This is a genomic window from Nocardioides sp. NPDC057767 (assembly GCF_042798275.1).
In the GTDB taxonomy this organism is placed as follows: Bacteria; Actinomycetota; Actinomycetes; order Propionibacteriales; family Nocardioidaceae; genus Nocardioides.
Genome location: NZ_JBHVKJ010000068.1, coordinates 18,651 through 27,219, shown reverse-complemented (window position 1 = coordinate 27,219; position 8,569 = coordinate 18,651). Strand labels below are relative to the sequence as shown.

7 protein-coding genes are annotated in these 8,569 nt (G+C 69.4%); 2 read left to right on the top strand and 5 right to left on the bottom strand.

Annotation, left to right across the window (positions count from 1 at the left end; all coding sequences use genetic code 11):
* Positions 1-23: 23 nt before the first annotated feature.
* Positions 24-1,784, bottom strand: coding sequence for a proline--tRNA ligase (locus ACFVDI_RS25210; RefSeq protein WP_378911534.1), 1,761 nt, complete (start codon positions 1,782-1,784; stop codon positions 24-26).
* A gap of 91 nt (positions 1,785-1,875) precedes the next feature.
* Between ACFVDI_RS25210 and ACFVDI_RS25205 the strand changes: the two genes are divergently transcribed.
* The gene (locus ACFVDI_RS25205; RefSeq protein WP_378911533.1) at positions 1,876-2,862 is read left to right on the top strand and encodes a hypothetical protein; all 987 of its coding nucleotides are present in this window, start codon (positions 1,876-1,878) and stop codon (positions 2,860-2,862) included.
* Entirely contained in the window at positions 2,859-3,848 is a 990-nt protein-coding gene (locus ACFVDI_RS25200; RefSeq protein WP_378911532.1) for a hypothetical protein, read from the top strand. Before ACFVDI_RS25205 ends, ACFVDI_RS25200 begins: the two co-directional genes overlap by 4 nt.
* A 12-nt stretch (positions 3,849-3,860) precedes the next feature.
* Here the strand turns inward: ACFVDI_RS25200 and ACFVDI_RS25195 are convergent, their stop codons facing one another.
* The 4 genes from ACFVDI_RS25195 to ACFVDI_RS25180 all read right to left on the bottom strand — a co-directional run bounded on the left by ACFVDI_RS25195 (position 3,861) and on the right by ACFVDI_RS25180 (position 8,349).
* Positions 3,861-4,706, bottom strand: coding sequence for a GNAT family N-acetyltransferase (locus tag ACFVDI_RS25195; RefSeq protein WP_378911531.1), 846 nt, complete (start codon positions 4,704-4,706; stop codon positions 3,861-3,863).
* 78 nt (positions 4,707-4,784) lie between these two features.
* The gene (locus ACFVDI_RS25190; RefSeq protein WP_378911530.1) at positions 4,785-5,444 is read right to left on the bottom strand and encodes a hypothetical protein; all 660 of its coding nucleotides are present in this window, start codon (positions 5,442-5,444) and stop codon (positions 4,785-4,787) included.
* Between the two features lie 126 nt (positions 5,445-5,570).
* Complete coding sequence (locus tag ACFVDI_RS25185; protein WP_378911529.1) at positions 5,571-6,341, bottom strand: SDR family NAD(P)-dependent oxidoreductase; 771 nt, start codon at positions 6,339-6,341, stop codon at positions 5,571-5,573.
* Positions 6,319-8,349 (bottom strand): hypothetical protein, encoded by a 2,031-nt coding sequence (locus ACFVDI_RS25180; RefSeq protein ID WP_378911528.1) that lies wholly within the window; start codon positions 8,347-8,349, stop codon positions 6,319-6,321. Before ACFVDI_RS25180 ends, ACFVDI_RS25185 begins: the two co-directional genes overlap by 23 nt.
* Between the last annotated feature and the right edge of the window lie 220 nt (positions 8,350-8,569).

Sequence of the window (8,569 nt, the reverse complement as noted above, 5' to 3'; positions counted from 1 at the left end):
CAACTACAGATTCGGCGGGTTGGTCAGCCGCGGACGACCTCGGTCAGGACGGCGACGGCGTCGGCGAGGGCGACCTCGGTCTTATCGCCGCTCTTGCGGTCCTTGACCTCGATCTTGCCCTCGACCAGGCCCTTGCCGACGGTGACGATGGTCGGGACGCCGATGAGCTCGGCGTCCTTGAACTTCACGCCGGGCGAGACCTTGGGACGGTCGTCGTAGAGCACGTCGATGCCGGCGGCCTCGAGCTCCTCGGCGAGCGCGGCGGCGGCCTCGAAGACGGCCGAGTCCTTGCCGGTGGCGACGAGGTGGATGTCGTACGGCGCGACGTTGCGGGGCCAGGCGAGACCGATCTCGTCAAGGGTGCCCTCGGCGATCGCGGCCACGGCGCGGGTGACACCGATGCCGTAGGAGCCCATCGTGACCGTGACCAGCTTGCCGTTCTCGTCGAGCACCTGCAGGCCCAGCGCGTCGGCGTACTTGCGGCCGAGCTGGAAGACGTGGCCCATCTCGATGCCGCGGGCCAGCGTCAGCGGACCGCTCCCGTCCGGCGCCAGGTCGCCCTCGCGGACCTCCGCGGCCTCGATGGTGCCGTCGGGGGTGAAGTCGCGGCCGGCGACCAGGTCGATGACGTGCTGGCCGTCGACGTTGGCACCGGTGACCCAGCGGGTGCCGGTGACCACGCGCGGGTCGACCAGGTAGCGGATTCCGGACTCGGACTTCTCGCCGAGCACCTCGGGTCCGATGTAGCCCTTCACGAGCGAGGCGTGCTTCTTGAGCTCGACGTCGTCCATGGGCTCGACCTCGATCGGCTCCAGCTGACCCTCGAGACGCTTGATGTCGACGTCGCGGTCACCGGGCAGACCGATCGCGAGCGGCTCGACGGTGCCGTCGGGGTGGCGCAGAGTCACGAGCACGTTCTTCAGCGTGTCGCCGGCCTCCCAGGGACGGTCGTCGCGCGGGAACGCCTTGTTGAGGTGGTCGACGAGCGTCTGGATCGTCGGGGTCTCGGGGGTGTCCTCGGCATGAGCGGCGGGCACGCCCTCGTAGGAGATCGGCTCGGGGGCCAGCGTCGTGACCGCCTCGACGTTGGCGGCGTAGCCGCCGGGCGAGCGTACGAACGTGTCCTCGCCGGCCTCGGAGACGGCCAGGAACTCCTCGGAGGCCGAGCCGCCCATCGCACCGGAGGTCGCCTTGACGATGACGTACTCGAACCCGAGGCGGTCGAAGACCCTGACGTACGCCTCGCGGTGGGCCTGGTAGGCGGCCTCGAGACCCTCGTCGGTGTAGTCGAAGGAGTAGGAGTCCTTCATGATGAACTCACGTCCGCGCAGCAGGCCGGCGCGCGGACGCGCCTCGTCGCGGTACTTCGTCTGGATCTGGTAGATCGACAGCGGCAGGTCCTTGTAGGAGCCGTAGAGGTCCTTGACCAGGAGCGTGAACATCTCCTCGTGCGTGGGACCGAGGAGGTAGTCGGCCTCCTTGCGGTCCTTGAGCCGGAAGATGCCGTCGCCGTACTCCGTCCAGCGGCCGGTCGCCTCGTAGGGCTCGCGGGGCAGCAGCGCCGGGAAGTGCACCTCCTGGGAGCCGATCGCGGCCATCTCCTCGCGGATGATCTGCTCGACCTTGCCGAGCACGCGCAGTCCCAGCGGCAGCCAGGAATAGATCCCCGGCGCGGCGCGGCGGATGTAGCCGGCACGGACAAGCAGCTTGTGGCTCGCGACCTCGGCGTCGGCGGGGTCCTCACGCAGGGTCCGCACGAAAAGGGTCGACATACGGGCGATCATGCGGGCAAGCGTACGGCTCGCAGGACCGCTGTCGCGAACCGGTTGGAATTGGCGTTGCAACCGGTTCGGCGCCCGGCGCATCTTTACCTTCATGAGAGGTATCCGAATCCCGGCACTGGCCACGGCCATCCTTGCTGCTCTCATGCTCCCGGTGACGCTCCTGTCACCGGCTTCTGCCGCCACATCCGTCAGCGTCCGTCCGCTCCCGCTGCCCATGGGAGAACCGCCGACGGTCCCCTACATCGCCGGCTCGGTGGGCGACTACGACGTCGTCGACGGGGACACCAGGCTCTCGATCCCGATGTCGGACTCCGGCCACGCCAATCTCCTCGGCGCCTCGGGCAACGGCTATCTGGTACGCGTCTTCCCGGAGCACCGCGTCGTGCGTGTGCAGCCAGGGAAGGCTCCGAAGCAGCTCGTCGACCTGAGCCTGGCCGAGGACGCGAGGCTCTCCTCCGACGGCCGCTACCTGCTGCTGCTCACCTATCCGAACGACAACGCCGTCGCGCGGGTCCTGAACGCCACGACGGGACAGCAGATCGCTCGCCGCACGTTCCGGGTCCGCTCGCGCGTGATTCCCCTCGACGTACGCGGGACGACGGTCCTGATGGGCGCCCATTCGCCTGCCCGGACCCTCACCTGGAACTGGAGGACCGGGGCCGTCGCCAGGATCGGGAACCGGACGGCGTACGTGGCCTCCTACGCCTCCGACCGGCTGGCGACCTACGACAGCTTCTCGGGACAGCCGGAGTGCACGTACGTCTCGAAGATCTCCACCCCGGCGACGACGACCTGGCGCACGTGCACCGAGAAGGTCGCCTCCTTCTCCCCGGACGGCACTCGGATCGCCACCGAACCGAACGACGGCGGCGTCGCGAACGTGAAACGCCGCAGCCTCAACGGCACCCTGCTGACCACCTACACCAACATGAACGGGGTCTGGGCGGCCGCCTGGGAGACCAACTCCCGGATCCTGCTGAAGTCCTACCCCAACGACCGAACGACCAACTGGCTCGTCCGCTGCGAGGCTGCGGCCTGCGAGCGCGCCGCCAAGGGACACATCGAGGACCTGACATGAAGACGACACTCATCCGCGTCCTGGCAGGCCTCACCCTGGCCGCCACCGCGCTCTCACTGCCCACCTCACCGGCATCCGCCGCCACCGACGTCGACGTACGTCCCGGGTCGCTGCCGAAGGGCAGCCCACCGGCGGTCCCCTACCTGCACCATCCTTCCGACGACTCCTGGTCGGTGGTCGACCCGAAGACGGGCATGAAGACCCCGTTCACCATCGGCGAGGCCGATTCGGTCACGCTCGTGGGCAGGTCGGGAAGCGGGTTCCTGCTGCGGGTCCACTACCGGACCGACCGGCTCATCCGTGCCGAGCTGGACAAGCCGCAGCGCACGCTCATCGACGGGATCCACTACCAGTCGCTGACCAAGATGTCGGCCGACAACCGGTATCTGCTCAGCACGGCCTTCGTCTCCAGCGGTACGCAGGTTCAGGTCCGCAACGCGGTCAGCGGTGCGATCGTCGCCCGGCACACCTTCCGGAACACGACCGAGCCGAACCCGATCGACGTCAGCGGCACCCGCGTGCTCATCGGCGGCTTCTCCCCGGCACGGACGATGGTCTGGAACTGGAGCACCGGCACGATCCGGACGATCGCGTCCCGGGCGGCCTATACCGGCGCCTTCGGCTCCGACCGGTTGGCGGGCTACACCGCGAAGCCGTTCGACTCCGACGCCTGCACCGTCGTGTCGACCATCTCCCAGCCGGGCACGACGCTGTGGCGATCGTGTGCCGAGGCGGTGGGGGCCTTCTCCCCCGACGGTGCCCGGATCGCCACGAGCCCGATCGCGTGGCGCGACGACTCGTCGGTCGTACGCCGCCGCAGCGTCCGCGGCACCCTGCTGGCGAACTATCGCAATCCCAACGGTGTCCGGGTGCACGGCTGGGAGACCAGCACCCGGGTCCTGATCGAGTCGGCACCCTACTCAGGCATCGACTGGCTGGTGCGCTGCGAAGGCACCGTGTGCGAACGGGCGTGGCAGGCGTACTGAGCTCAGAACAGCTCAGAACATGATGGTGGAGAAGCGGGCCGTCTCGAGGAAGCCGGCCCGCTCGTAAGCACGGCGCGCGGGGGCGTTCCACTCGTTGACGTAGAGGGAGATGCGAGGGGCGATCTCGCTGCGGACGATGTCGCAGACCGCGGCCATCCCGCGGGCAGCGAGGCCCTCGCCGCGTCGATGCGGAGGCACCCAGACACCCTGGATCTGGGCGGCCTCGGGGGTCGCGCAGGCGACCTCGGCCTTGAAGACGACCTCGCCGTCCTCGATCCGGGCGAAGGACCAGCCGCGTGAGATCAGCTGGAGCACCCGGGCCCGGTAGAGGTCGCGGCCACCGCCGGTCTCGGGCGAGATGCCGACCTCCTCGGTGTACATCGCCACGCACGCCGGGTAGAGGGCGTCCATGTCGGCGCGGACGGTGCGGCGTACGAACGGGTCGGGCTCGACCAGGCTCTGCAGCTGCTGCTCGAGGTGGGGCTGCTCCCAGCGCTGGTCGCGCGGCGCGCCCCAGGCGTCGCCGATCGCCCCCCACAGCGAGCGCACCGCGGGCTGCCGTCCGACGATCGTCGAGACGGTGCGGACCCGGTTGCGGGCTCGCTCGCCGAAGGCGTGGGCATCCTCCTCGGTGGCCTGGATGGGAACCAGGTTGGCGCCGACGTGACAGGCCGCGACGAGCTCGCCGCCGTCCCAGCGGCCCCAGATCTCGCCGCCGAGCCAGCGGGGCTCGAGGTTGGTGGTGCGCGCCCGGTATTCGGCGAACACGTTCACCACCGGGTCCAGACCGGTCAGCTCCAGGAACGCGCTGAGATCACCCGCATGCAGCGGGCGGATCCCCTGGCGCGTCGTGAGCATGTCACCGAGCCTAGGGCCAATCTGGTCGTACGTCGCCCTGCGGCTCGCTGGCCGGATCAAGAGATCCCACCGGCGGCTCTAAGCAAAGACGCGTTCGATCGTGTGCATGCGCTCGCGGATGGTCTTGAGGCGTACGTCCTGGCCGGCCTCGCCGGTGTCCCCCCAGACGGCCCGGCCCACCATCACGCCGCGGGCGCCGAGCTCTCGGACCCGGGGCAGACGGGCGCTGAAGTCGTCCCAGGCCATGCCGTCGGACCGTGCGACCCAGGGCGCGCCGCCGAGGTCGGCACGCTCGATGGCCGCGAGGCCCTCGTCGTTCACCTTGAGCTTGAGCACGATGCCGCCGCACCGCGACCGTGCGCCGAGGACGGCCAGATCGTCGAGACATCCCGGCGTGGCGCAGTAGGGCTCGAGGAAGACCCGGTCGTAGCTCGGGAGGCGGTCCAGGATGTCCAGCGCCATCGGCGCACAGCCGCCCCGGTGGTCGTCGAACCCGACCTTCACCGCGTCCGTCGACCTCTTCGGGACGACGAGGTCATCGACGGCGTCGATGTCCGGGAGCCCGGCGCAGGCGAGCTCGCGGCGTACGTCGCCGTGCCCCTGCGTGGGGCGCACGACGATGCCCCAGCCAGGGGTGTGGGCCACCAGATCGAGGAGCTCGGACCTGATGTCGGTGGAGTCCGAGGTGCGGAACAGCGCGTCGTCCGCGTGATCGATGGCAAGCCAGAAATTGGTCACTGTTGTCGCCAGTCTGAGGAGGGAAGGAGAAGACGTGTGGAGGCGCTAGGCGAAGCCTAAGCAGTGCGAGCGCGCATCAGCGGCATCTCGGGTGAATTGCGGATCTCGGGTCGCGCGGGCGGACCCTCAGTACTCGCCGCCGTCGGCGACGATGCACTGGCCGTTGATCGCGCTCGCGCCGTCGGAGGCGAGGAAGACGCAGACCTTGGCGACGGCGTCGGCGGTGACGAACCGGTGTCCGGGGATGCGAGCGGCTCGGTAGGAGATGTACTGGTCGACGGTCACCCCCTCCTTGCGGGCGTGCTTGACGAAGACCTGCCGGGAGGACTCGCTCCACATCGGCCCGGGGGCGACGACGTTGGCGCGGACGATCCCCTCCTCCTCCTGCGCGATCGCCTGGGCGAGCCCGGTGAGCGCGTGCTTCGACACCCCGTAGGCGGCCCGTCGTGACGGCGTACGGATCCCGAAGACCGAGCTGACCAGCACGACCGCGCCGGACCGGGCCGCCCGCAGCTTCGGGAGCGCGAGCGAGGCCGTGCGCCACACCGACGTCAGGTTGAGGTCGAGGGTCAGCTGCCACTCGGATCGGTCGATCTCGGCGACCGTATCGGGGCTGGGGTTGATGCCGGAGCAGTTGATCAGGCCCGACAGGGTGTCGAACCCGGCGAGCGTCTCGGCCAGGGCGTTCACGCCGTCATCGGTGGTGAGGTCGCCGTCCACGCGCGCGACGGCGCCGGTCTCGTCGGCCAGGTAGGCCAGCTCGGTGGTGCGGCTGTAGGCGTGCAGGATCACCGGCGTGCCCTCCGCGCTGAGCCGGCGCGCGACCGCGCTGCCGAGGTCGCCGGTGGCGCCGAGGACGAGCGTCGGCGATCGCTCAGTCTGAGTGCTGGTGCTCATGGCGCTCCTTGATCCGATGGATCGCCGCACTCACCACATCCTGATGGCCGAGCGGCAGACCAGTGAGACCTTCGAGATGGCTCAGGCAAGTGATATCACCCATTTGCCCCAGCCGGTACGCGGTAATCGGAATCGCCGGTGCCAGGACCGGATGATGCAGCCGACGCACCAGGGCCTGGGTGATGTCGGTGCCCCAGCCGAGCACGTCGCGCTCGCGGGCGACGGCCCCGGGGTCCTCCTCCCGCTCCAGGATCTCGAGGTAGCCGTCGACCGTCACCCGGCCCTGCAGGATCAGCTGATACATCGCCGCCTTGCGCAGGAACAGCGACCGGAACGCCTCCAGGACGAACTCCAGCTCGTCCCAGTAGCGCTCGGGAGCCTGGGTGAGGAGCTCGCCGTAGTCCTCGCGCTCCTCGGTCAGGTAGAGGCAGATCAGCCGGTCCATCCAGGACAGGCTCTCGCGTACGCTCAGCCGGGCCACGGCATCCAGGTCGCCGGGCTGGAACCCGGCCTTGAGGAACGTCATCACCAACGGCCCCATGTGCATGTCGGCGAAGCGGGCGCCGTCGAGGGCCATGCCGTGCCCGTCGCGCAGCCGGTCGCGGATGCCCTCGGCGACGAAGTACTGGTAGAAGGTCTCGTGGGCGAACTCCGCCGACTCCACCGAGTCCTTGGTCCGTCCGGTCACGCCGAAGACCTCGGAGTGGTCGAGCAGGTCGGCGATCCACTCGTACGTCAGGAAGTCCCGTTGCCGGGTGATGTCGAGGTCGCGCTGCAGGTTGGCGAAGAGCCACTCCGAGACGCGCGGGACCGGGATCAGGTCCTGCTCCTGCGCGGCCGGTTCGTCCATCCCCGTGAACAGATCCCAGGCGATGTCGCGGTAGGTCTGGAACCGCACCCGGCTGGGGATGCGTGAGCTCTTCCGGTCCCACGGCTGTCCGCAGACGTGCTTGAGGTGGACGGTGTAGCCGTCCCACTGGGTGCGGGGAGCGGGTGCGCCCTCCTCGATGGAGGCGTAGAGCTGTTTGAGGACCATCGGGGTCGCGGGGAAGAACCCTCCCCCGCGCTCCATCTCAGCGGCCAGGTTGCGCAGCTTCTCGTCACCGCCGCGCTCCTCGCCGAGGGCGCGCACCTCGACCGGGGAGATCGGCTCGACACGTACGACCATCGGTGCCTCGACCCCGAGGTCCTCGAGCCGGGCCGGGCTGCGCAGCTGCTCGGCGAGCTCGTCGCGCTCGGTCTGCAGGTTGCGTTTGCTGATCACGACGAACCGGCCGCCGCGGCCGAACGCGGAGCGCAGCTCGCTCAGGTCGGGTCGGGTGACGCCGTGCTCCTCGGCGCTGGAGGAGATCAGGTCGAAGTCGTCGATGACGATCGGCGAACGGTCCTCGCCGACCAGGTCGCCGTAGTCGACCGCACCGTCGCGCAGGCTGACGTAGCGCACCTGCTCCTGCGAGGCCGTCCAGTCCCTGATCTCGATCGTCTTGCCCGAGCCCGAAGGGCCGGTGAGGAAGAACAGGTTGGACTCGGTGTTCTCGAGCCACCGGCCCAGCGCCTCGATCAGCGGGATCGTGGCCTGCTCGGTCGTCAGCCCGCTCAGCGCCGCCACCCGGGCTCTCGGGAAGGTCAGCCGGGAGCTGGCGGTGGGTGCCGTCATCGGAGCCGCGGGAGCCGCCGTCGCCAGGGCCACCGGGGCCAGCACGGGACCCGGTGGCGCGGTGTCCTGGTCGCGCCAGGCGTACGCCTTCCACCACTTCGCCTGCCAGATGCCGGTGTTCTTCCGGATCCACTCGCCGCGATGGGCCGGGTCGAGGGTGCGGGGCACAGCCCCGCCGACGACGCGGATGAGCTCGTCGAGCGGCATCAGCTTCGATCCGGACGTACGCCGGTAGAAGGTGCTTCTGGCCATCGCGACACCGGCGCCACCATCAGCTTTTCCGGTCACCTGCCGGACCCAGGCGCGCAATTCTCCGTTGAACTGCTCTGGAGAGAGAGATTCGTCGGTCATTGCCCCTCGCCGAGTCGCCCGCGTTCGCGGTTGAGAGTATCCCGCAGGCGTCCCAATTCTGTCCCAGAAACGTCCCAACTCACCTGGGACTGTCTTCACATCGTCCCCACTCCCGCCCGCCCTCTGGCGAGACGGATGTGGGCTCCGCCACCTTGGAGATGTCCCCATCGGGACAGCGCCGGCCCCACCAACGGGCCCTACCGCTGAAGGAGATGATGAC